This window comes from Arthrobacter sp. NPDC056886, assembly GCF_042788715.1.
In the GTDB taxonomy this organism is placed as follows: domain Bacteria; phylum Actinomycetota; class Actinomycetes; order Actinomycetales; family Micrococcaceae; genus Arthrobacter.
Genome location: NZ_JBHUBT010000005.1, coordinates 191,028 through 214,120 on the forward strand (window position 1 = coordinate 191,028; position 23,093 = coordinate 214,120).

19 protein-coding genes are annotated in these 23,093 nt (G+C 67.9%); 8 read left to right on the forward strand and 11 right to left on the reverse strand.

From position 1 onward, the window contains the following. Positions 1-51 precede the first annotated feature (51 nt). The 7 genes from ACFRJ8_RS10670 to ACFRJ8_RS10700 form a co-directional block, all read right to left on the reverse strand. The gene (locus ACFRJ8_RS10670; RefSeq protein WP_377986075.1) at positions 52-783 is read right to left on the reverse strand and encodes a glutamine amidotransferase; all 732 of its coding nucleotides are present in this window, start codon (positions 781-783) and stop codon (positions 52-54) included. Between the two features lie 86 nt (positions 784-869). Continuing rightward, complete coding sequence (locus ACFRJ8_RS10675) at positions 870-2,723, reverse strand: biotin carboxylase N-terminal domain-containing protein (RefSeq protein ID WP_377986076.1); 1,854 nt, start codon at positions 2,721-2,723, stop codon at positions 870-872. Between the two features lie 158 nt (positions 2,724-2,881). Then, on the reverse strand, positions 2,882-3,583 hold the full coding sequence (locus tag ACFRJ8_RS10680) for a Maf family protein (RefSeq protein WP_377986077.1): 702 nt from the start codon (positions 3,581-3,583) through the stop codon (positions 2,882-2,884). Between the two features lie 48 nt (positions 3,584-3,631). Further along, on the reverse strand, positions 3,632-4,207 hold the full coding sequence (locus tag ACFRJ8_RS10685; RefSeq protein ID WP_377986078.1) for a hypothetical protein: 576 nt from the start codon (positions 4,205-4,207) through the stop codon (positions 3,632-3,634). Positions 4,208-4,427: 220 nt separating this feature from the next. Continuing rightward, positions 4,428-6,971: an MMPL family transporter gene (locus ACFRJ8_RS10690; protein WP_377986079.1), complete on the reverse strand. Its 2,544-nt coding sequence runs from the start codon at positions 6,969-6,971 to the stop codon at positions 4,428-4,430. 1 nt (position 6,972) lies between these two features. Further along, the gene (locus ACFRJ8_RS10695) at positions 6,973-7,725 is read right to left on the reverse strand and encodes a TetR/AcrR family transcriptional regulator (RefSeq protein ID WP_377986081.1); all 753 of its coding nucleotides are present in this window, start codon (positions 7,723-7,725) and stop codon (positions 6,973-6,975) included. A 67-nt stretch (positions 7,726-7,792) separates the two neighbouring features. After that, positions 7,793-8,245: a YbjQ family protein gene (locus tag ACFRJ8_RS10700; RefSeq protein ID WP_377986083.1), complete on the reverse strand. Its 453-nt coding sequence runs from the start codon at positions 8,243-8,245 to the stop codon at positions 7,793-7,795. Positions 8,246-8,450: 205 nt separating this feature from the next. Between ACFRJ8_RS10700 and ACFRJ8_RS10705 the strand changes: the two genes are divergently transcribed. Further along, positions 8,451-9,023 (forward strand): hypothetical protein, encoded by a 573-nt coding sequence (locus ACFRJ8_RS10705; RefSeq protein WP_377986084.1) that lies wholly within the window; start codon positions 8,451-8,453, stop codon positions 9,021-9,023. Between the two features lie 142 nt (positions 9,024-9,165). Here the strand turns inward: ACFRJ8_RS10705 and ACFRJ8_RS10710 are convergent, their stop codons facing one another. From ACFRJ8_RS10710 to ACFRJ8_RS10725, 4 genes are all read right to left on the reverse strand, one after another. Further along, entirely contained in the window at positions 9,166-10,635 is a 1,470-nt protein-coding gene (locus tag ACFRJ8_RS10710; RefSeq protein WP_377986085.1) for a dicarboxylate/amino acid:cation symporter, read from the reverse strand. 277 nt (positions 10,636-10,912) lie between these two features. Next, positions 10,913-12,613, reverse strand: coding sequence for a DUF885 domain-containing protein (locus ACFRJ8_RS10715; RefSeq protein WP_377986086.1), 1,701 nt, complete (start codon positions 12,611-12,613; stop codon positions 10,913-10,915). A 96-nt stretch (positions 12,614-12,709) separates the two neighbouring features. Further along, a complete protein-coding gene (locus ACFRJ8_RS10720; RefSeq protein ID WP_377986087.1) occupies positions 12,710-12,955 on the reverse strand; it encodes an acyl-CoA carboxylase subunit epsilon in 246 nt (81 codons plus the stop codon). 77 nt (positions 12,956-13,032) lie between these two features. Then, positions 13,033-14,616 carry an acyl-CoA carboxylase subunit beta gene (locus ACFRJ8_RS10725; protein ID WP_377986088.1) on the reverse strand — a complete coding sequence of 528 codons (1,584 nt, stop codon included), beginning with the start codon at positions 14,614-14,616 and terminating at the stop codon, positions 13,033-13,035. A 375-nt stretch (positions 14,617-14,991) separates the two neighbouring features. Between ACFRJ8_RS10725 and ACFRJ8_RS10730 the strand changes: the two genes are divergently transcribed. The 7 genes from ACFRJ8_RS10730 to ACFRJ8_RS10760 all read left to right on the forward strand — a co-directional run bounded on the left by ACFRJ8_RS10730 (position 14,992) and on the right by ACFRJ8_RS10760 (position 23,076). Further along, positions 14,992-15,882, forward strand: a complete 891-nt coding sequence (locus tag ACFRJ8_RS10730; protein WP_377986089.1) for an SDR family oxidoreductase — start codon at positions 14,992-14,994, stop codon at positions 15,880-15,882. A gap of 183 nt (positions 15,883-16,065) precedes the next feature. After that, a complete protein-coding gene (locus ACFRJ8_RS10735) occupies positions 16,066-17,013 on the forward strand; it encodes a biotin--[acetyl-CoA-carboxylase] ligase (RefSeq protein ID WP_377986090.1) in 948 nt (315 codons plus the stop codon). Next, complete coding sequence (locus ACFRJ8_RS10740; protein ID WP_377986091.1) at positions 17,006-17,605, forward strand: PH domain-containing protein; 600 nt, start codon at positions 17,006-17,008, stop codon at positions 17,603-17,605. Before ACFRJ8_RS10735 ends, ACFRJ8_RS10740 begins: the two co-directional genes overlap by 8 nt. After that, positions 17,595-18,884 carry an adenylate/guanylate cyclase domain-containing protein gene (locus ACFRJ8_RS10745; RefSeq protein WP_377986093.1) on the forward strand — a complete coding sequence of 430 codons (1,290 nt, stop codon included), beginning with the start codon at positions 17,595-17,597 and terminating at the stop codon, positions 18,882-18,884. The genes ACFRJ8_RS10740 and ACFRJ8_RS10745 overlap by 11 nt, the downstream gene beginning before the upstream one ends. A 153-nt stretch (positions 18,885-19,037) precedes the next feature. Continuing rightward, positions 19,038-19,826, forward strand: coding sequence for a PP2C family protein-serine/threonine phosphatase (locus ACFRJ8_RS10750; protein WP_377986094.1), 789 nt, complete (start codon positions 19,038-19,040; stop codon positions 19,824-19,826). 59 nt (positions 19,827-19,885) lie between these two features. Then, on the forward strand, positions 19,886-22,237 hold the full coding sequence (gene ligA, locus ACFRJ8_RS10755; RefSeq protein WP_377986096.1) for an NAD-dependent DNA ligase LigA: 2,352 nt from the start codon (positions 19,886-19,888) through the stop codon (positions 22,235-22,237). Continuing rightward, on the forward strand, positions 22,234-23,076 hold the full coding sequence (locus ACFRJ8_RS10760; RefSeq protein WP_377986098.1) for an inositol monophosphatase family protein: 843 nt from the start codon (positions 22,234-22,236) through the stop codon (positions 23,074-23,076). The genes ligA and ACFRJ8_RS10760 overlap by 4 nt, the downstream gene beginning before the upstream one ends. The last annotated feature ends 17 nt before the right edge of the window (positions 23,077-23,093 follow it).

Below are 23,093 nucleotides of genomic sequence, written 5' to 3' on the forward strand. Positions count from 1 at the left end.
CGGGCCCGGCAGCCGGGCGGGAATGCGCGCGGGGCGGGACGGCGGCACGGGCTAGCTCGCGTAGCGCTCCACGAAGTTCCGCAGGATTTTCATCGGCTCCGTCGCGGTGAACCGCCGGGCGTCTTCCATGAGCATTTCGGCCGATTCCGGCGGGAAGTAGCCGGCGTGGCGGTAAATATCGATCCTTGTCACGAGCCCTTCGGCATCGAGCTCAGGGTGGAACTGGGTGGCGTATAGGTTGGTTTTGATCCGGAACATGTGCACCGGGCAGGCGGCTGAGCTCGCCAGGAGCACCGCGTGGGCGGGCAGGACGGTGCAGGCTTCCTTGTGGCCGGTGAAGGCAATGAAGGTCTCCGGCAGTCCGCGCAGAAGGGGATCCTGCAGCCCTTCCGCCGTCAGTTTGATGGTTACGCCGCCGAGCCCTTCACCATACGTCCGGTCGATCACGGCGCCCTGGTGCAGTCCGAGCGTGCCGACACCGTAGCAGGCGCCGAGGAACGGGAAGTCCTCTGCCACAATCCGGTCCAGCAGCCCCGCGAGTTCACGCTCCACCCGGTGCTGGGCGGCGCTTTTGTGCTCGGCCGGGTCGCTGGAAGTGAAGGGACTGCCGCCCACAATGACGCCCGAATAGTCGGACAGCTCCAAGTCGGGCAGCGGGGCGGCTTCCATCCGGATCCGGTGCAGCTGCTCCGGCTTGAGCCCGCAGTAGCGAAGATAGGCGCGGTATTCGTCCTCGGCGGCGGTGTCTTCCGCGCGGGAGGCGAGGAGCAGGAATGGCTTCACACTCCAAGTCTCTACTGGCCGGTCACGGAGGCGCTAGAGGCGCGCCCGCGACCGGCAGCGTCATGAAGTCCTACCGTCGCTGTCGCTTACTGTGCGTCGCCGTCCTCGATCATGGCGATCACGGCGCCTGCGGCCACAGTCTCGCCGGCCGCCGCGGCGAGGCCGATGACGATCCCGGCGCGGTGGGCGGTGAGCGGCTGCTCCATCTTCATCGCTTCGAGCACGACGACGAGATCGCCCTCGGCGACCGTGTCACCTTCGGCCACTGCCACCTTCACGATGGTCCCCTGCATGGGGGAGGTCAGGGCGTTGCCGCTCGCGGCCGCGGCTGCGCCGCCGCCGCGGGAACGCTTCTTGACCTTGGCCGGCTTGGAGCCGCCCGTGGTGCTGACCGAGCCCAGCGACGCCGGCAGCACGACTTCCAAGCGCTTGCCGCCGACCTCAACGACCACGCGCTGGCGGTCGCCGGCGTCGGCCGCTTCAGCCTCGGTGCCGGTGGGGGTCCAGGCGGGAATGTCGTTGACGAAGGCAGTCTCGATCCAGCGGGTGTGCACCTTGAACGCGCCGTCGGCCGGTGCGAAATCGGGGTTGGTAACAACCGCGAGGTCGAACGGGATGACGGTGGGGATGCCTTCCACCACCATTTCCTCGAGCGCCCGCCGGGACCGCTGCAGGGCCTGGGTGCGGGTGGCGCCCGTGACGATCAGCTTGGAGAGCATGGAGTCGAAGTTGCCGCTGATGACATCGCCCTGCTCCACGCCGGAATCGATGCGGACGCCGGGGCCGGTGGGGTTCTTCAAGAGGGTGATGGTGCCGGGGGCGGGCATGAAGTTCCGGCCCGGGTCCTCGCCGGTGATGCGGAATTCGATCGAGTGGCCGCGGACTTCCGGGTCGCCGTAGCCGAGCTCCTCGCCGCAGGCCAGCCGGAACTGTTCGCGGACGAGGTCGATTCCGGTCACTTCCTCGGAGACGCAGTGCTCCACCTGAAGGCGGGTGTTGACCTCGAGGAAGGAGATGGTGCCGTCCTGGCCGACCAGGAACTCGCAGGTGCCCGCGCCGAGGTAGCCGGCCTCCTTGAGGATGGCCTTGGAGGATTCGTAGAGCCGCCGGTTCTGCTCTTCGGTGAGGAACGGGGCCGGGGCTTCTTCGACGAGCTTCTGGTTGCGGCGCTGGAGCGAGCAGTCGCGGGTGGAGACCACCACGACGTTGCCGTGGGCGTCGGCGAGGCACTGGGTCTCGACGTGCCGAGGGGCGTCCAGGAAGCGCTCGATGAAGCACTCGCCGCGGCCGAAGGCGGCGGTGGCCTCGCGCACGGCGGATTCAAAGAGTTCGGGGATTTCCTCGCGGGTGCGGGCCACCTTGATGCCGCGTCCGCCGCCGCCAAAGGCCGCCTTGATGGCGACCGGCAGGCCGAATTTGTCCACGAACTCGAGGATTTCCTCGGCGGATTCGACTGGGTCGGCGGTGCCGGGGACCTGCGGGGCGCCGACTTTCTCGGCGATGTGGCGGGCCTGGACCTTGTCGCCCAGGGCCGAGATCGCTTCGGGGGAGGGCCCGATCCACGTGATGCCGGCATCGATCACCTTGGCGGCGAACTCGGCGTTCTCGGCCAGGAATCCGTACCCGGGGTGGATGCTGTCCGCGCCGGACTGGCGGGCGACGTCGATGATCTTGTCCATCACGAGGTAGGACTCCGCGGCGGTGTTGCCACCGAGTGCATAGGCCTCGTCGGCGAGCCGGGCGTGCAGCGCGTCCCGGTCGGGGTCCGCGTAGACAGCCACCGAGGCGATGCCTTCATCGCGGGCGGCGCGGATGATGCGCACCGCAATTTCTCCGCGGTTGGCGATCAGCACCTTGGTCAGCCGACGGGTGCCCGCGGCTGTAGATGACTGTGTTGATCCCGGCACGGTGGGTGCGGACTGCTCCGAATTTGCTGACAAGGCGTCTCCTTCTTTCCTTCAGGGAGCCTAGCGCGGTTTTGAGGGTTCCGCCGATATTACTTGCGGATTCCGCGCGTATACGACCCTTCCTTTGTAGGGTTGCCACAAAGGGCGGCGAATTGGTTCACTCCGGGCCCACTCGGCTCTCGCTCGGGTCTTTACTCAGCTCGGACGTCCGCCGGGTCCACGGCCCCGCCGGTCCAGAGCTCGGTGATGCCCACATTTGCCTGTCCAAGCAGCGCGCGCAGGGTGGAGATGGAGAGCCCGACGACGGTGTGGGGATCGCCGTCGACCTTGCGGATGAACGCCCCGCCGTAGCCGTCGATCGTGAAGGAGCCGGCGCACTGGAGCGGCTCGCCGGTGGCGATGTAGGTTTCGATTTCCCCGGCGCTCATCTCCATGAAGTGCACTTCGGCGGAGGACACCGAGCCCAGCGTGGCGCCGGTGCCGCGTGCGGTGGCGGCGCCGTCGTCCGTGCCTTCGCCGTCAGTGTCACCGTCCGTGTCGCGGCAGTCGACGAGCCAGTGGCCGGTGTGCAGGACGCCCATGCTGCCGCTCATGCGGAGCATGCGTTCGCGGGCGACGTCGGCCGTGTAGGGCTTGCCGTGGGCTTCGCCGTCGAATTCGAAGACCGAGTCGCAGCCGATCACGAGTGCGCCCTCCGCCTCAGGCAGGGACGCCACGGCCTCGGCCTTGGCCCGGGCGAGCAGGAGGGCCGTGTCATGCGGATCGGTCACGCCGTAGCGGGCCTGGACGGCGTCTTCGTCCACATCCGAGACGAGGACCTCGTGCCGGATGCCGGCGTGGCTGAGCAGCTTGGTGCGGGCGGGGGACTGGGAGGCAAGAATGAGGCGGGTCACCGTTCAAGCCTAGTTGACGGGCTCCAGAGGGGGACTGTTGCGGTGGGTTCACGGGTGGCGGCTGGTCAGGAATTGCTCAATGGCAGTGAACACCTGAACGTGCGCCGCTATGGAGGCGCGCCAGTCGTTCGGGACTTCCAACGAGTGATTGGCGTCCTGAATTTCAACGAACGTAGCTGCCGCCTCTGACAACGCGTCGGGTACCCAAAACTTGTCTTTGGATCCGCCGATCAGCAGATCCGGCTTGGCAGTTTCAGTAAGTGTTCGCCGAATGAGGTCATCCGTGAGGATAGGAGTGAGCCAAATAGCTGGCACTTGGGCCTCTTCCGCCCAAGGAATAGAGAACGTGCCAAACGACTTGGCCACGATCAGCCGATGGTCGGCCGGCGGCGACTCTGCGAACGCCTGCTGAACCGCACGAGCAGCGAACTCGTGGGGATCATCCCCAGGTTCATCGTCGCCGGTCCAGCGAATTGCCTGAACCTGCCAGCCGCGGTCTCTCAACTGTTCTGCAGGCCAGTAAAGGAGAGGGGATTCGACCTTGTACCCCGCACCTGGCACAAGAACGGCGACCTTGTTCTCACGTTGATGGGACTCACAGCCTGGCCAGAGGAAAGTCTCCATGCCGGAGATCCTACAGGGGGTGAATACCGTTCTGATGGCAGGAGCCGGTGGGCAAAGTTCGTGGTCCACCCGTTGCGACGTCGGTGAGAGAACCGGCGTCGAACGGCCGCACAACCGGTCCCGACTCGCGCGAACGAATAAGCCGCCCGCCGATCGGAACGATCAGCGGGCGGCTTCAGGGAGCTCGGCTTTCGGGCGACCCACAAGCAGGCTGTGAGGGTCAGCGCGCGCCGACCCCCTCCGGCTCGGGCTCGCTTTCGGATGAGGTGGCCGATGCCGCGGGCCGGAGCTTGGCGCCCTCGACGTCGACGTCCGGCAGGATCCGGTCCAGCCAGCGGGGCAGCCACCACGCCTTGCCGCCGAGCAGGTACATCACGGCCGGGACGATCGTCATGCGGACCACAAACGCGTCCACCAGGACACCGAAGGCCATCGCGAAGCCCAGCGGCCGGACCATGTTCAGGTGCGAGAAGATGAAGCCGGCAAACACGCTGACCATGATGATGGCGGCGGCGGTGACCACGGACGCGGCATGGCTGAAGCCGGTGCGGACCGCATGCTTGGCCGATTCCCCGTGCATGAATGACTCGCGCATGCCGGAGGTTATGAACACCTGGTAGTCCATGGCCAGGCCGAACAGCACACCGATCAGGATGATCGGCAGGAAGCTCAGCACGGCGCCAGGGTTCTCGACGCCGAACACGCTCCCCAGCCAGCCCCATTGGTAGACCGCGACGACGGCTCCGAAGGCGGCCGCCAGGGAGAGCAGGAAGCCGCCCGTGGCCAGCAGCGGCACCACGATCGAGCGGAATACGAGCAGCAGCAGGATCAGCGACAGTCCGACGACGATGCCCAGGTACGGGGGCAGGGCGTCGCCGAGCTTCGTGGAGACGTCGACGTTGCCGGCCGTCTGGCCCGTGAGGCCGATGCTGACACCGGTGGAGTCCTTGATTCGGTCCTTTTCGGCGCGTAGCTCGGAGACCACCTTGACCGTGCTGGCGCTGGCCGGGCCCTCCTTCGGAATGACTTGGAACACCGCGGTGCGGCGGTCCTCGCTCAACGCCACCGGAACTGCGGCCGTGACGTTGGCCGTGCCGCGGAGAATGTCGGCGACGTCGAGCTGCTTTGCCGTGGCTTCGTCCTCGCTCAGGCCGGCGGGGAAGTCGCCTACCACCACGATGGGGCCTGTCATGCCTTCGCCGAAGCTGCGGCCGGTGACGTCGTAGGCCTTGAACGCCTGAGACTCAACGGGCTCGGATCCGCCGTCGGGCAGCGCGAGCCGCAACTGGCTGGCCGGCAGCGCCACGATGCCCAGCAGCAGGACACCGGCCAGCAGCGCCAGGATGGGGTGCCGGGTGACGAGGCCACCCCAGCCGCGGGTGCTACGGCGTTCGTCGCGGGCACGGTCCTCCCTCTCATGGCCGGGAGCGGCGTTGTGCTTCTCCGCCCTGGCCCAGACGCGGCGCGAAATGAGCCTGGGGCCGATCAGGGACAGTACGGCAGGGGTGAGGGTCAGGGCGACGACGACGGCGACTGCCACCGTTGCGGCGGCGGACAGGCCCATGACGGCCAGGAACGGGAGTCCCGGAATGACGAGGGCCGCGAGGGCGATGATGACCGTCAGGCCCGCGAACAGCACCGCGTTGCCGGAGGTGCCGGTGGCGAGGGCCACGGACTCCTCACCGTCCATGCCGGCCAGGAGCTGGCCGCGGTGCCGGTTGACGATGAAGAGCGAGTAATCGATGCCGACGGCGAGGCCCAGCATGAGGGCCAGCATCGGGGAGATGGAACTCATGTCGACGGCGCCGCTGAGGGCGAAGGTGCCGCCGACGCCCACTGCCACACCCACCAGGGCCATCAGCAGCGGGAGCCCGGCGGCGATGAGCGTTCCCAGCATGACGATGAGCACCAGGGCCGCGATGGCAATGCCGAGGATCTCGGAGATGCCGAACAGCTCCGAGACGTCCTCGGTGATTTCCTTGCTGGCCAGGGCGGTGACTCCGGCCGAAGAGACTCCATGGGCGATGTCCTGGACCTGCTGGCGCACCGCGGGGGCCAGCCCGTTGATCGAGGTCTTGAACTGGACCTGTGCGATCGCAGCCGTGCCGTCCTCGGAAACGAACCGCATGCCCTGCGAGGCCTCAAGCTGGCGTTTGGCGAGGGCGAGCTTGGCCGCGCCGGCCTCGAGTTCTTTCGTCCCGGCGTCGAGTTTTTCCTGGCCGCCGGTGAGGGCGGCCTTCTGCTGGCCGAGCTGGGCGTCGATGGCCTCGGCGGACATGCCGGCCGCGGTCATCTGCTGCTCTGCCGCAGCCAGCTGGGACTTGCCCGCGGCCAGCTGGGCGGCCGACGCGTCCAGCTGCGCCTTGCCCGCGGACGCCTTCTGCTCGCCGGCGGCAAGGTCCGCGACGGCCTTGTCCAGCTGGGCCTGGGTGGCGAACGGGTCCACGGTGCCCTGAACGTCGGGAAGGGCCTTCAGCTTGGCCAGGGCGGCCGAGACCGCGTCCTTGCCGGCCTGGGTGAACTGGCCGTCCTTGGACTCGAACACGATGCCGGCCGAGCCGCCGGAGGACTTGGGCAGTTCCCGCTTCAACTTGTCGGCCATCTGCTGGGTTTCCGTGCCGGGGATCTGGAAGTTGTTGGACATGGTGCCGTGGAAGGCCGCCGCTGCGCCGCCGACGGCCACCAGGACGGCGAGCCAGAGGGAAATGACGAGCCAGCGGTGGCGGTAGGAGAACTTGCCGAGACGGTAGAGCAATAGGGCCATGTCAGTGCCGATCTGGGGAAGGGGTGGCGGGGGAGTGGGAAGCGAAACCGGAGCCGAGGAGGCTCATGGAATCGATGAGGAGCTGGCGCAGGATGGACAGGGAGGCCGGACTGAGGTCGCCGCCGCACCGGGCGAACCAGACATCCATGGCGGCCTTACCGCAGGAGATGATGGAGCCCGCGAGGGCGCGGAGGTACAGTTCGTCGATCTCGACGCCGGAAACCTGGGCGAAGCGCTCACGGGCGGCGTCGATGATCTCAACGGTGCAGTGGTCCCAGGCTTCCAGTTCAGAACGGCTGAGCATGGGGTTCGTCTGGCCCATGCTGTACAGCTCGGCGATTGGAGCCACTGTCATGGGGTCGGCCAGTTCAACCAGGGCCGCCCGCGCGGATTCCAGGATAGGCTCGCCTGCCGGGCGGAGCCGGAACTGCTGGAGCGCCTTGTCCAGGAACCCGTGGGTCACTGAGGCAATGACCACCTCGGTGCTGGCGAAGTAGTTGAAAAACGTGCGGCGGGATATGCCAGCTGCCTCGGCGATGTCCTCCACCGTGAAGTTTCCGGGACCCCGCGTGCGGAGCAAGTCCATGGCGGCGTCCGTGATGGCCTGCCGGGTGGCCGCCTTGTTTAATTCGCGACGGCTCGGTTCGCGGCGCGACGTCGGTGCGGCGCCGGGGGCAGCGGCGGATCCGCCGGACCCGCCGGACCCGCCGGACGGGGCCGCCGGGGCGGCGGAAGAAGAAGGTGAGGAGGGCACGCGCTTACACTACGTGCATGTTTGCACTCTGCGCAAGTATTTTTGAGGGAGACCGGGCAGGCGGAAATCAAGGCTTGAGCTGGGGCGCCGCGCCGCCGGAATTGGTCAGGACCTCCGAACTGGCCAGGCCGCCGGAGGTCGCCGCGCCGCCGGAATTGGTCAGGTAGATCGACTGGCCCGTTGCTCCGGGCTCGTCCTGAGACAGGGGAATGGCAAAGACGGCCGTGCCGTAGGCGCAGATTTCCGTCCAGTTCTGCCCGATCGCTGAAGTGTCGAAGCGCATGGCGATGATGGCGTTGGCGCCGCGCTGCTCCGCCTCGGCCACCATCCGGGCCATGACATCCTGCCGGCTGTCGTAGAGGGCCCGCGTCATTTCCAGCACCTCACCGCCGCCCAGGGAGCGGAAGCCGGCCATGACCTGGGCGGTGATGTCCCGGGAGCGGACGGTCAGGCCCATGACCTCGCCGAAGACGGCGTCGATCCGGTGGCCCGGAATGTCATTTGATGTCACGATCAGCATGCCCAGAGCCTATCCACTTTTGCCACCCCCGCGGCGGGTGCCAGACGGCACAGCATCCCTGCCGGATTCACAGGAAAGCGAAAGCTGGGAAACAGCTATCTCTGCCGGGGGCTGGTGCAGACTGGAGGTGCTCGAGGAGCAGACTTCCCCGGAAGGACCACCAGCTCAAGCGCCGTCACCACTCGGCAGATCCAGGAGACAGCAGATGTCACGCACAACCAAGATTGCGCTCGGCCTCGGGGCGGCGGCCGTGGCACTGGGCGCCGGGCTCGGAGTCGCCGGGATGGCTTCCGCCACCACGACGCCGACGCCCACCCCGACCCCCAGCTCGAGTGCCCCGGGGAACAACCCCGCCGACGGCTACGGCATGCGCGGTGGACGCCACGGCCACGGTCACGGCGGTGCGGAGTTTGGCGCTCGAGCCAAGGAACTCGCGGCCAAGCTGGGCGTCGACGAGGCCAAGGTCACCGACGCCCTGAAGGCCTTCCGGGAAGCAAACAAGCCCGCCACCCCGCCCGCCACTCCTCTTGTTGATGGACAGAAGCCGGACCGTGCCGCGAAGGAGAAGGCCCTGGCCGCGTCCCTGGCGAAATCGCTCGGCATCGATGAGGCCAAGGTCACCGCTGCCCTGGCGGAATTGCGCACCGCGGAACAGGCCAAGCATGCCGCGGCACTGAAGCCCCGGCTGGACCAGGCCGTCAAGGACGGCACCCTGTCCCAGACAGAAGCAGATGCCGTCACCAAGGCCGCCGAAAAGGGTGTGATCGGCGGCCGCTAGGCCACCGCGGATTCGGGCCTGCGGATTCGGGCCGGCGTATTTGGACCAACGTCGATTAGAGACGTCGGTTAAGCCAGAGAAGTCCCCGGGGGATCCCGGGGACTTCTCCTGTAAACGCTGGTACTGAACGCCGGTTCAGTCGCTACGCCTTCGCGTCTACCAGCTCGCGCTCATCCCGTCCGGCCGCGGGAGCTCCACTCGCGGGAGCTGCGGCAGCGGACGGATCAGCGGCGGTGGTGCCGTCGACGCCGTCGACGTCGTCGCTGAACGGGTCCCCGTTCCGCGGTGCGTTGTACAGGGTTTCATCCAGAATGCCCTGGCGCTTGGCCACGATCGCGGGGATCAGGGCCTGCCCGGCCACGTTGACGGCGGTGCGGCCCATGTCCAGGATTGGGTCGATGGCCAGCAGGAGGCCGACGCCGGCAAGCGGCAGTCCCAGCGTGGAGAGCGTCAGCGTCAGCATGACGACGGCGCCCGTGGTGCCGGCGGTCGCGGCCGAACCGAGGACGGACACCAGCGCGATCAGCAGGTACTGGGTGAAATCGAGCTGGATGCCGAAGAACTGGGCCACAAAGATCGCCGCCACGGCCGGGTAGATCGCGGCGCAGCCGTCCATCTTGGTGGTCGCGCCGAGCGGCACCGCGAAGGAGGCGTAGGCGCGGGGGACACCCAGGTTCCGCTCGGTCACGCGCTGGGTCAGCGGCAGCGTGCCGATCGAGGAGCGCGAGACGAAGGCCAGCTGCACGGCCGGCCACACGCCGGAGAAGTACTGCCGGACGGACAGCCCGTGGCTGCGGACCAGGACGGGGTAGACCACGAACAGCACAAGCGCCAGGCCGATGTAGATCGCCACAGTGAACTTGCCGAGCGAGCCGATGGTGTCCCAGCCATAGACGGCCACGGCGTTGCCGATCAGGCCGACGGTGCCCAGCGGCGCGATCCGGATGATCCACCAGAGCACCTTCTGGATGACGGCGAGGGCGGACGCGTTCAGGGCCAGGAACGGCTCGGCCGCCTTGCCCACCTTGAGCGCGGCGATGCCGACGGCGATCGCGATCACCAGGATCTGGAGGACGTTGAAGCTCACGGCGGTGGTGGCGACGCCGTCGGTGACGGTGGTGCTCGCGCCGAGGCCCAGGAAGTTCTTCGGGAACAGCCCGGTCAGGAAGGCCCACCAGTCACCGGACTTGCCGGCGTACTTGGCGTCCTGGCTGATGCCGGTGCCGGCGCCGGGCTGCAGCAGAACACCCAGGCCGATGCCGATCAGCACGGCAATCAGCGAGGTGATCGCGAACCAGAGCAGCGTGTTCCACGCCAGCCGGGCGGCGTTGGACACGGCGCGCAGGTTGGAGATTGAGCTGACGACGGCGGTGAAGATCAGGGGGACCACGGCGGTCTGCAGCAGCGAGACATAGCTCGAGCCGATGGTCTGCAGCGTGGCGCCGAGGGCGTTGGGGTTTGCCTTGGTGCTGCCGGTGTACTTGGCCAGCAGGCCAAGGCCCAAGCCGATGATCAGGGCGGCGATGATCTGGAAGCCGAACGAGCCGGCCCATTTGGGCAGCTGGAACCCGGTCTTTCCAGCGGGTGCGGGGGTGCTTGTCTGAGTGGTCACCGGAACACGCTAGGACCGCCACGAATAGCATGACCAACGGATGTTGAGAAATGTTACGCGGCGGTAGTTTTCCCGGGAGTGCAAAATCCCGGGAATTCCGCCGGAAGACTGCCCGTTTGTGAAGTTATTCCCGGGCAGAATGTGGCGATTGTCTCGCGGCCGAAGCCCCGATCACACGAGAGGGCAGTTCGCGGCAATGTCTTTGGGAAACACTGCCGCGAACTGCCCTCTCGCCGCGGCCCGGTGGGGACTTGCGAGGTTAGGGTGACGGTGGGGACTACCCCAGCAGCGCGCGCTTGAGGGTGTCGAGGCCCACCGAGCCGATGTTCAGGGCCTTCGTGTGGAACGCCTTGAGGTCAAAGTCCGGGCGGGCTTCCAGCTCGGCCCGGATCTGCTCCCAGAGCCGCTGGCCCACCTTGTAGGACGGTGCCTGCCCCGGCCAGCCCAGGTAGCGGGTGAACTCGAACTTCAACTGTCCCTCGCTGATGGCGAGGTTCTGCTTCAGGAACTCGAACCCCTTGTCGGGGGTCCACGCCCCGGAGCCCCAGCGCTCGGGGACCTCAAGTTCCAGGTGCACGCCGATGTCGAACACCACGCGGGCCGCACGCATGCGCTGCGCGTCCAGCATGCCCATGTGGTCGCCCGGATCGCTGAGGTAGCCCAGTTCCTGCATGAGCCTCTCGGCGTACAGCGCCCAGCCTTCGCCGTGCCCCGACGTCCAGCAGACGTTCCGCCGCCATTTGTTCAGCAGCTCGCGGCGGTACGTCGCTGTCGCTACCTGAAGGTGGTGGCCCGGGACTCCCTCGTGGTAAACAGTGGTGGTCTCGGCCCAGGTGGTGAAGGTGTCCTCGCCGGCCGGCACGGACCACCACATCCGGCCCGGACGGCTGAAATCGTCCGATGGCCCCGTGTAGTAGATCCCGCCTTCATCGGTGGGCGCGATCCGGCACTCCAGCGTCTTCATGACCTCCGGGATGTCGAAGTGGACGCCGGCAAGCTCCGCGACGGCCTTGTCGGAGAGTTCCTGCATCCAGGCCTGGAGGGCGTCGGTGCCTTTGAGCTGGCGCGCGGGATCGTTGTTCAGGATCTCCTTGGCTTCCTCCACGGTGGCGCCGGGCCGGATTTCCGCGGCCACCCGTTCCTGCTCGGCGATGAGACGGTCCAGCTCCTGGACGCCCCACGCGTAGGTCTCCTCCAGGTCCACGGTGGCGCCGAGGAAGTCCCGGGATGCCAGGGCGTAGCGGCTGCGGCCCACCGAGTCCTTGGCCGGCGCGACGGGCAGGAGTTCGCACTCGAGGAAACCCGCCAGCCGGGAGTACGCCACCCGGGCAGCCGCCGCGCCGGCGTCGAGCTCTGACTGCAGTTCCGCCGGAAGCGGGCCCTCCGCGGTCTTGGCGCCGGCGGCGAGCTTCGCAAAGAAGCCGTCGTCCGCGGCGTGCTTGGTGGCCTGTTCGATCACGATTGACACCTGGCGGGCTGCGGCCACCTTGCCGTCCTGCATCGCCGACCGCAGCGACTCGATGTAGCCGTCGATCGCGGCGGGGACATTGTGGGCCCGGCCCGCGATGTGCTCCCACTGCGCGGTGGTATCCGTGGGCATGAGGTCAAAGATCGCGCGGATGTCCTGGGACGGGGACGCGATGTTGTTCAGATCGGCCGTGTGCCAGCCCGATTCGTGGATTTCCAGCTGCAGGCCCAGCCGCTCGTGCATGGCGTCGAGCGTGACGGCGTCGACGTCGTCAACCGGCTCCAGCCCGTCCAGCGCGGCGAGTGCCTCGCGCGCGGCGGCCGCGAATTCCTCGTGGCCGGAGGGGGAGAAGTCCTGGTACTCGGTCTCGTGCCCGGGCAGGCCGAGCTCCGTGGCGAAGCTCGGGTTCAACCGGATCAGGGTGTCCGTGTAGGCGTCGGCGACGGCGTCAATGGCCGTCTGCTGGCGCACGGGGGCAGTGTTGTCTGAGGCAATCGTTTCGGTAGTCACCCGACGAGACTAGCCCGGCCGCGGTGGTTATGAAAGAGTCACTGAACTTTTTCGGGGCCCGGTTCAGGGACAGGCCACCGCGCCCGGCGAGGACGCTCAGCCGAGGCTGCGGCGCCAGGCCTCCGGGCCGGGCCTCGGAGCCAGCCGAAGCTGCTGCCGGCGGACCCAGTGCCGGACCCCGGGGCGTTCCGGTGCGGCCTGCTGGCTCTGCCCCAGGGACAGCACGACGGCGGTCAGCGCCGCCAGCTCTTCCGGCGTCGGTTCGCCCTTGGCGACCGAGAACAGGACCTCGGGCGTGGCCTCCGGCCCAGTGGCTGGCTCGAGCGGGGTGGATGGGCCCACGCCGGCAGGGTTCCCTGGCCGAGCTTGCGAAGGCTGGGAGCCGGTGGGGACTTGCGAGGTGAGGGGGCCGGTGGGGCTCACAGCGGGATGTTCCCGTGCTTCTTGGCGGGCAGGGCAGCCCGCTTGTCCCGGAGGGCACGCAGGCCCTTGATGATCTGCACCCGGGTCTCGGACGGCGCGATGACGGCGTCCACGTAGCCGAGCTGGGCGGCCTGGTACGGGTTCAGCAGCTCTTCCTCGTACTGCCGGATCACCTCGGCGCGCTTGGCCTCGACGTCGCCGCCGTCCTCAGCCACAGCGGCGAGTTCGCGGCGGTACAGGATGTTGACGGCGCCCTGGGCGCCCATGACGCCGATCTGGGCGGTAGGCCAGGCGACGTTGAGGTCCGCGCCAAGCTTCTTGGAGCCCATCACGATGTAGGCCCCGCCGTAGGCCTTGCGGGTGATCACGGTCAGCTTCGGCACAGTGGCCTCGGCGTAGGCGTAGAGCAGCTTCGCGCCGCGGCGGATGATGCCCTGGAACTCCTGGTCCTTGCCCGGCAGGAAGCCCGGGACATCCACAAGCGTGATGATGGGGATGTTGAAGGCGTCGCAGTGCCGGACGAAACGGGCCGCCTTCTCCGACGCCGCAATGTCCAGGGTGCCGGCGAACTGCATGGGCTGGTTGGCCACGATGCCCACCGTGTGGCCCTCGACCCGGCCGTAGCCGATGATCACGTTCGGGGCGTAGAGGGACTGCATCTCCAGGAAGTGCGCGTCATCGACAATCTGCTCGATGACCTTGCGCATGTCGTACGGCTGGTTGGCCGAGTCCGGGATCAGCGCATCCAGGGCGAGGTCGTCGTCGTCGACCTCCAGCTCCTGGGAGTGCTCCAGCACCGGGGCCTCGGCCAGGTTGTTGGAGGGCAGGAAGTCCAGCAGCTCGCGGACGAACTCGACAGCGTCAGCCTCGTCGGAGGCCAGGTACGTCGAGGTGCCCGTGTTGGCGTTGTGCTGGCGGGCGCCGCCGAGGGTTTCCATGTCCACGTCTTCGCCGGTGACGGTCTTGATGACGTCCGGGCCGGTGATGAACATGTGGGAGGTCTTGTCCACCATGACCACGTAGTCGGTCAGGGCGGGGGAGTAGGCCGCGCCGCCGGCCGAGGGGCCCATGATGAGGGAGATCTGCGGGACGACGCCGGAGGCATGGACGTTGTTGCGGAAGATGTCCGCGAACATGGCCAGGGAGGCGACGCCCTCCTGGATGCGGGCACCGCCGCCGTCGAGGATGCCGACCACGGGGCAGCCGTTGCGCAGCGCGAATTCCTGGACCTTGACGATCTTCTCGCCGTTGACCTGGCTGAGTGAACCGCCGTAGACGGAGAAGTCCTGGCTGTAGACGGCGACCGGGCGGCCGTCGACGGTGCCGTAGCCGGAGACCAGCCCGTCGCCCAGCGGCTTCTTCTTCTCCATGCCGAACGCGGTGGAGCGGTGCACGGCCAGCGCGTCGAATTCGACGAAGGAGCCGGCGTCCAGCAACAGGTCAATGCGCTCGCGGGCGGTGTTTTTGCCGCGCGCATGCTGCTTGGCGATCGCTTCCGGACCGGAGGGCTGCTCTGCACGGGCCTGGCGGTCGCGGAAATCTGCAATCTTTCCCGCAGTCGTGGTCAGATCGTGGCTCATCAAGTGTCTCCGGCTCTGTCGCTGGTCGTTCGGTCGCTGTAAACTCGCTGGCCCTGGTCCGTGGGGCGCTTTAGCTGGAATGCACAAAAGCAAGGCCTCGATGGCAAGTCTAGTGACGCCATCGGCCAACGCGGCTGTAGAAAACCTACAATTTTCGTTCCCTCTCCCGCCGTGACCGCTAAAGATGATCGTGGCCGGCTCGGGCCAGCCCCGGCGCTGCGCTCCTTCCCTGTTGCTTTCGGGCGGCCCGGAGTCGGCCCGCGGATTTCCGGGGAGCGGCAACGTTTCGCGGCGCCTAAGAGGAAAGCAACCGGGCAGGAGCGCCGGCAGTTTCTTGTTACCCGTCAGTAACATCGTTCCGCTAGAGTGTGGGGCATGACTTCTAGCAATGATGCTTCGGGCCCCGCCGCAGGGCCGTACCAGGCCGCCGGTTCCCTCCAGGGCCGCACTGTCCTTATCTCCGGGGGCAGCCGCGGCATCGGCCTGGCCATCGCGCTCCGCGCAGCCCGGGACGGAGCCAACATTGTCCTGATGGCCAAGACCGGCCAGCCGCACGCCAGGCTCGAGGGCACCGTCTACAGCGCCGCCGAACAGATCGAGGCCGCAGGCGGCCAGGCGTTGCCGCTGGTCGGTGACGTGCGCAACGACGCCGACGTCGCCGGCGCTGTCGGTGCCGCCGTGGACCGCTTTGGCGGGATCGACGTCGTCATTAACAACGCTTCCGCGATCGACCTCTCCACCACCGATGACGTGGACATGAAGCGCTATGACCTCATGCAGGACATCAACGTCCGCGGCACCTTCCTGCTCTCGAAGCTGGCACTGCCGGCCCTTCGGGCGTCCGAGGCCGGGCACATCCTCACGCTCTCGCCGCCCTTGAACCTGGACCCCAAGTGGGCCGGGATGCACCTGGCCTACACCATGGCCAAATACGGCATGAGCCTGACCACGCTGGGACTGGCCGAGGAACTCAAGGCCGATGGCGTCAGTGTGAACTCGCTCTGGCCGTGCACGTTGATCGACACCGCGGCCATCCGCAACATGCCCGGCGGCGACATGATCGTCAAGGGTGCCCGCAGCCCCGAAATCATGGCCGACGCCGCGCACGCCGTGTTGACCGGCAGCAATGCGGTCCCGGCGCACGGCAGCCGGAGCGGAAACTTCTACACCGACGAAGAGGTTCTCGCGGCGGCAGGGGTGACGGACTTCAGCCCGTACAGCCTCGGCGCGCCGGAGGACCAGCTGGTGCCGGACATCTTCCTCTGAACTTGCTGAGTGTTTCCCGGCCGCCTGCCCTGCGCAAATTCCCCATGTTTGATGATCCGACGCCGAAAATCCCCGGCAAGTGCGGCCGACCCGCCGGACTTGCCGGCCAAAGGTGGGGAGTTTCGGCGGAGTTTGACTCAACAGGGGCGGGAGCCGGTGCGCTTTCCTCGGTAGGATTCAAGCATGGAAGCCGTGCAGGAAACCCCGGACCGTCCGCCCCTGGACCTGAGCGTCCTCAGCGATGAGGCGTTTCTGTCCGGCAACGGAATTCCGCGCCTGACAGTGGTCGATTCCACCGGCTCCACCAATGCCGACCTCCTCCGCGGTGTGACCGAGGATCCCGGCGCCTGGCCGGATTTGTCGGTGCTGACCGCCGAGTACCAAAGCGCCGCGCGCGGCCGGCTCGACCGCCGCTGGGAGGCGCCGGCCCGCAGCTCCGTCTCCGTCTCGCTCGTGCTCCGGCCGGTCAACGCGGCCGGCCGCCCGTTGCCGACCCACAGCTTCTCCTGGCTCTCCCTCCTGGCCGCCCTCGCCCTGCGCGAGGCCTTGGCGGAAACGGCCGGCCTTCCGGCGGAACTGAAATGGCCCAACGACGTCCTGGTGCGGGGCCGGAAGATCGCGGGCATCCTGGCCCAGCTCGGCCCGCTCGGCGGCGCGGGCACGCCGCCGGTCGTTCTCGGCACCGGCCTGAACGTCACGCTGACCGAGCCCGAACTTCCAGTCCCCACCGCGACGTCCGTGTTGCTGGAGAATGCCGACACCGTGGACCGGACCGAGCTCCTGAAGAGCTACCTGTCCCGCTTCGCCACCCTCTACCGGAGTTTCTGCAACGCCGACGGCGACCCCGCCGCCGGCATGGCCGGCGGCCCGTCGCTGCACAAGAGGGTGGAACACCTGCTAACGACCCTCGGCAAGCAGGTCCGTGCCCAGCTCCCCGGCGACCACGAAATCATTGGCCACGCCACGCGGCTGGACGAATACGGTTCGCTCCTGGTGGTGGACGCCGCGGGCCATGAACACGTGGTGACTGCCGGCGACGTCGTACACCTGAGGCCTTGGAACCCGGCCGGGACCGGCGGGCAGGGCGACGGCCGCGGCGGCCACGGCGGAGCAGAAAGCGGTTATGCGTAGAGTGCTCCTGCCGGGAGAGCAAGTGATTGTGGTGACCCGGCCCCAGCCCAGGATGCTTATTGTCCCGGCGCTGACGTTCATTGTTGTTCCGGCGTTGGCCGCCTACGCGTGCGCCTGGGTTCTCAAGGGCGGCCCGGCCCGGCTCATGCCCCTGATTCCGAAGGAATGGACGCCCTGGCTGGTGGCCGTGGCCCTGGCGCTGGCGGCGTGGGTGCTGCTGGGCTATTGCCTCCCGCGGGCCATAGCGTGGCACGCCACGCGCTACATCCTGACCAGCCAGCGCTTAGTTACCCGCTACGGCATGTTAAGGCGGCGCGATGAACAGGTTGCCCTCGCTGCCGTCCGCCATGTGGCCATTGAGCAATCGTTGTTGCAGCGGCTATTGCGCTCCGGGAATATATCCTTGGAGACCGGGTACCCCGTTGGAATGGTGGTTCCCGATGTCCCGGAGGTCGCGACATTCCGAAACTTCATTCTGGACGCCATCGGCGATCTCCCCCGGGACGAGGCGTTCGGGGGCGATGACATGACCTACAACACGGGCGAGGCCGGGCCGTGGGAGACGAGAGAAGGTGGAAGAGATGAACGCTGAGAACGTCCACCAGGACATCGACCTCGCTGCCCCGGATTTGCCCCGGGAGCCCGAGGACGTCGCCGGCACGGCTGCGCCCGGCGATGACGCCGAGACCGGCTTCGACACCGAAACCGGCGCGCTCATCGAACCCGCCGAGTCCGAACTTGGAATTGACCCCGCACCCGGTTTCGAACCCGCCGAACCCGATCCCGAACCTGCGGCCCCGGAACCTGCCGCCCCGCCAACGGGGACTGTGTCCGCCGAACGGCTCGCGGCCAAGGCTCTGGAGGCCCGGTTGCTGGGCGGTGAACGCAAACTCAGGCGCCGTGAGGTTGCCGCAGGCGCCGGACTCTCGCTGCTTTCTGCGCGGAAACTTTGGCGTGCCCTCGGCTTTCCCAACCTCGGGGATGAAGACGTCGCCTTCACCGAGCGCGACCAGTCCGCCCTGTCCACCATCGTGGACCTCGTGCGTGACGGCAAGCTCACCGAGGAAGCCGCCATCTCCATCACCCGGGCCATCGGCCAGATGACCGACCGGATGGTCGTGTGGCAGATCGAGGCCCTGGTGGAGGACATGGTCCAGGAACAGGGCGTGCCGGACGCCGTCGCGCGCAAGCGGCTGGTCAGCGAGCTGCCGAACCTCATTGACGCCCTCGAGGAAATGCTTGTCTATTCCTGGCGCCGGCAGCTCAACGCCGCTGTGCAGCGCCTGGCCGTCCGGGCCGAGGCCGGACTGCAGTCCAGCGAAGAGGGCCGTGAAGGCGACGAGGACGATTCGCCGCTGCCCTTGGCCCGGGCCGTTGGCTTTGCCGACCTCGTGTCCTACACCAGCCTGTCCCGACGGATGAACGAGAAAACCCTCGCCCAGCTGGTGCAGCGCTTCGAGAACAAATGCGCCGAAATCATCTCCGTCGGCGGCGGCCGGCTGGTCAAGACCGTCGGCGACGAAGTCCTCTACATTGCCGAGACCCCCGCGGCCGGTGCCGAGATTTCCCTGGCCTTGTGCCGTGCCTTCACCGAGGACGAGATCCTGCCCCAGGCCCGCGTGGCCATGGTCTGGGGCCGCATCCTCTCCCGCCTCGGCGACATCTACGGACCCACCGTCAACCTCGCCGCCCGCCTGACGGCCCTCGCGGACCCCGGAACCGTGCTGGTGGATTCGATGACCGCGGCCGCGCTGGAACAGGACGATCGTTTCGTCCTGGTGCCCCGCCCGGCCGAGGACGTCCGCGGGTTCGGTGAAATCCACCCGGTACAGTTGCAGCCCGGCAGCGGCCGCGGCCTGATCCTGGACTGAGCACAGAATAAGCCCGGCGGTAGCCCGTGGCGGGCTTCTCACTCTGCGGCGCATATGCAATAGTCGGACCGGCAGTTGCGATCCGGCTGGGTTTGTGACCGCCGTGAACCCTCGCGCACCACTGCAGCCGCGCATGACCTATTGAGGACCGCCATGAACCCAACGCCAGACGCCACCCTCCCGCCGTCGGACGGGAAACGGGGACTGCGCCTGCGCTGCGGGTACGGCACGGACCGGGGACTGCGCCGCGAGGTGAATGAGGATTCCTTCATCGCTACCGATCCTGTCTTCGCGGTGGCGGACGGCATGGGCGGACATGAGGCCGGCGATATTGCCAGCGGCATCTGCGTGCGCACCCTGGCCGAGCTGCCGCAGGTGACCACCGGCGTCCGGGACGCAACAGCCGCCCTCCTCCAGGAGTACGTGGTCATGGCCGACGCCGGCATCCGTCATGCCACCGGATCCCGCGCCGGAACCACCCTCTCCGGCGTCGTTGTGGTGGAAGAAATGGACGGCCCGTACTGGCTGGTGCTGAACATCGGTGATTCGCGCACGTACCGGTACAGCCACGGCAAACTCACACAGGTTAGCGTGGACCATTCCGAGGTACAGGAACTTTTCGACGCCGGACACATCACCGAGGCCGAGGCCGCCGTCTATCCGCGCCGGCACGTCGTGACCCGAGCCCTGGGAACCGGTGACGACTCCGAGGCCGACTACTGGCTACTTCCGCTTGAAGACGGTGACAGGATGCTGGTCTGCTCCGACGGCCTCAACGGAGAACTCAGCGATGAACAGATAGCCGGCATCCTTGCGGCCGAGGCGGACCCCCAGACGGCCGTGGACGTACTGATCCAGGCGGCGGTGCATAGCGGCGGCCGGGACAACATCACGGTGATCGTGGTTGACGCCCGGACTGCAAGCGAGGATGCGCCGGCCTGACCGGACGCTGGCCCGGCCCTGGACCGGACAATGTCGGGGATCTAGGGCAGGATAGGTCTGTGAGCACAGGGAAGACCGCAGCAGAGACTGAAGAAGCAGCCGAAGTAGCCCCGGGGCACGCCACGGATCCTCAACCTCCCGAGGGGGAGCAGGTGCCGTCCGGGGACATCCGCGAGGAGTATGAGGACCTTGTGGAGCAGGTCCGCAAACACCGCTTTGCGTACTACCAGGAGGACGCTCCGATCATCTCCGACGCCGAGTTCGACGAGCTCTACCGGCGCCTGGAAACGATCGAGGCCATGCATCCGGAACTGGTGGCCAACGATTCGCCCACGCAGGAAGTCGGCGGCGAGGTCTCGGCGGCGTTTACCGCCGTCCAGCACCTGCAGCGCATGTACAGCCTGGAGGATGTCTTCTCGCTCGAGGAGCTGGAGGCCTGGATGGTGAAGGCCGAGGCCGGCGTCGCCAAGATCAGCAACGGCGGCAATCCGCCGTCGTGGCTCACCGAACTGAAGATCGACGGCCTGGCCGTCAACCTGCTCTACCGCGACGGTGTGCTGGTCCGGGCCGCCACCCGCGGCGACGGCACCACCGGCGAGGACATCACGCACAACGTCCTGACCATCAAAGAGATCCCGCAGCAGCTCAGCGGTTCCGGCTTCCCGGCCGAAATGGAAGTCCGCGGCGAGGTCTTCATCCCGTCCCAGGCCTTCGCCGAATTCAACGAGGCCCTGATCGAGGCCGGCAAGGCGCCGCTGGCCAACCCGCGCAACGCCGCCGCAGGCTCGCTGCGGCAAAAGGACCCGGCCGAGACCGCCAAGCGTCCGCTGCGGATGTACGTCCACGGAATCGGCGCCCGCGAGGGACTCGACATCGCCAGCCAGTCGGAGACCTACCGCAAGCTCGCCGAGTGGGGCCTGCCCACGAGCCCCTACTTCGAGGTCCTCGCCGGGCTGGCCGACGTGCTGGACTTCATCAAGCGCTACGGCGACAAGCGGCACAGCCTCACCCACGAGATCGACGGCATTGTCATCAAGGTGGACGACTTCGCCACACAGCGGGCCCTGGGCTACACCACCCGGGTGCCGCGCTGGGCCGTGGCGTACAAGTACCCGCCGGAAGAAGTCCACACCAAGCTGCTAGATATCGCCGTCAACGTCGGCCGCACCGGCCGGGTCACCCCGTACGGCGTGATGGAACCGGTCAAGGTTTCCGGCTCCACCGTGGAAATGGCCACCCTGCACAACCAGGAGGTGGTCATTGCCAAGGGCGTGAAGATCGGCGACATCGTGGTGTTGCGGAAGGCCGGAGACGTCATCCCGGAAATTGTGGGCCCGGTCCTGGCGCTCCGGGACGCCCAGGTCCCGCCCGTCCGCGACTTCATCATGCCCACCGAATGCCCCGCCTGCGGCACCCCGTTGGCCCCCGGGAAGGAAGGGGACGTGGACATCCGCTGCCCCAACTCCCGGTCCTGCCCGGCGCAGCTGCGCGAACGCGTCTTCCACCTCGCCGGCCGCGGCGCATTCGACATCGAGGCCCTCGGCTGGGAAGCCGCCATCGCGCTGACCCAGCCCGCCGAGCCGGCCACGCCGCCGCTGACCACTGAAGCGACACTGTTCGATCTCACTCCGGAGCAGCTCGCGGACGTCCGCGTCCGCCGCGAGAAGCGGTCCAAGGGCGTGGGCACAGGGGAATTCGAGCTGGTGCCCTACTTCTACACCAAGGCCACCACCAAGACCCCGTCCAAACCCACGGCCACCACGGACAAGCTCTTCCGGGAACTGGAGAAGGCGAAGTCCCAGCCGCTGTGGCGGGTCCTGGTGGCCTTGTCCATCCGGCACGTCGGCCCGCGGGCCTCGCGTGCCCTCGCCACCGCGTTCGGCAGCATGGATGGCATCCGTGGGGCTTCCGAGGAGGAGCTTGCCCACGTCGACGGCGTGGGTCCGGTCATCGCCCAGGCGCTGACTGAATGGTTCGCCGAGGACTGGCACCGCGACATCGTGGACCGCTGGGCGGACGCAGGCGTCCGGATGGCGGACGAACGCGACGAGTCCAAGCCCAGGACCCTGGAAGGGCTCACGATCGTCGTGACCGGAAGCCTCGAGGGCTTCAGCCGCGACGAAGCCAAGGAAGCCATCCTGATCCGCGGCGGCAAGGCGGCCGGTTCGGTCTCCAAGAACACCAGCTACGTGGTGGCGGGCGAGAACGCCGGCACCAAACTGGACAAGGCCGAACAGCTTGGCGTCCCGGTTCTGGATGAGGACGGCTTCCGGGCGCTGCTGGCGGACGGGCCTGCCGGCGCCGGCGCGGAAAGCTCCGCGGATAGCGTCGCCGACGGCGTCGAGAACAGCGCCCTGGCCCCTGAAGCCGACGGCGAGTCCGACGGCGTCGACGCTGCGGCGGCCGAATGAGCGCCCGCCCCGGCGTCCCTCCCGAGTCCGCGCCCGGCATCCCGGCGTTGCTGGAACTGGCCAAATCGGCCGCGGCGGCGGGGGCCGCTGTCCTGGCCACCCGCAAAACCGCAGCCCTGGACGTCAGCAACAAGGGCGACTCAGGAGACTGGGTGACGGCCTTTGACCTCGCCGCCGAAGCCGCCGTCCGGGACGTCATCACCGCGGCCCGGCCGTGGGACATCATCACGGGCGAGGAGGGCGGCACCGTCCTGCCGGCGCAGCCCAGCGGCTACCGCTGGTCCGTCGACCCGCTCGATGGCACCACCAATTTCATCCGCAACATCGTCTACTACGCCACCTCCGTGGCGGTGGCGGACGCCGACGGCGTCTGGCTGGCCGGCGTCGTCAGCGCACCGGCGCTCGGGCGCACGTACTACGCGTCCCGCGGCGAGGGGGCCTGGCTCCAGGAGCACGGCACACTGACCTCCCTGTTCGGCCCCGTCCCCGGACGGGCCGGGCAAATCCTGGCCACAGGCTTCAGCTACGACCCCGACGTCAGGGCGGAACAGGCCGCCGGCCTGGGCGACCTGCTGGACGGCTTCGCGGACATGCGCCGGCTGGGCTCGGCGGCGCTGGACCTCTGCCTTGTGGCGGACGGCACGCTCGACGCCTTCGGTGAGCGCGGGCTCAACGAACACGACTTCGCCGCCGGGGCCCTGATCGCCGAGGAAGCAGGCTGCTGGGTGCGCCGGCCGCGGCTCACCAGCCCCCTGGCCGGCGGCCCCTCCGACGACGAGCGACTGGCCGCCTGGACGTGCGCCGGGCCGCTGGAACTCTCCGGCAAGTTCCCACTCTAAATCGTTTCCGCGAGTCG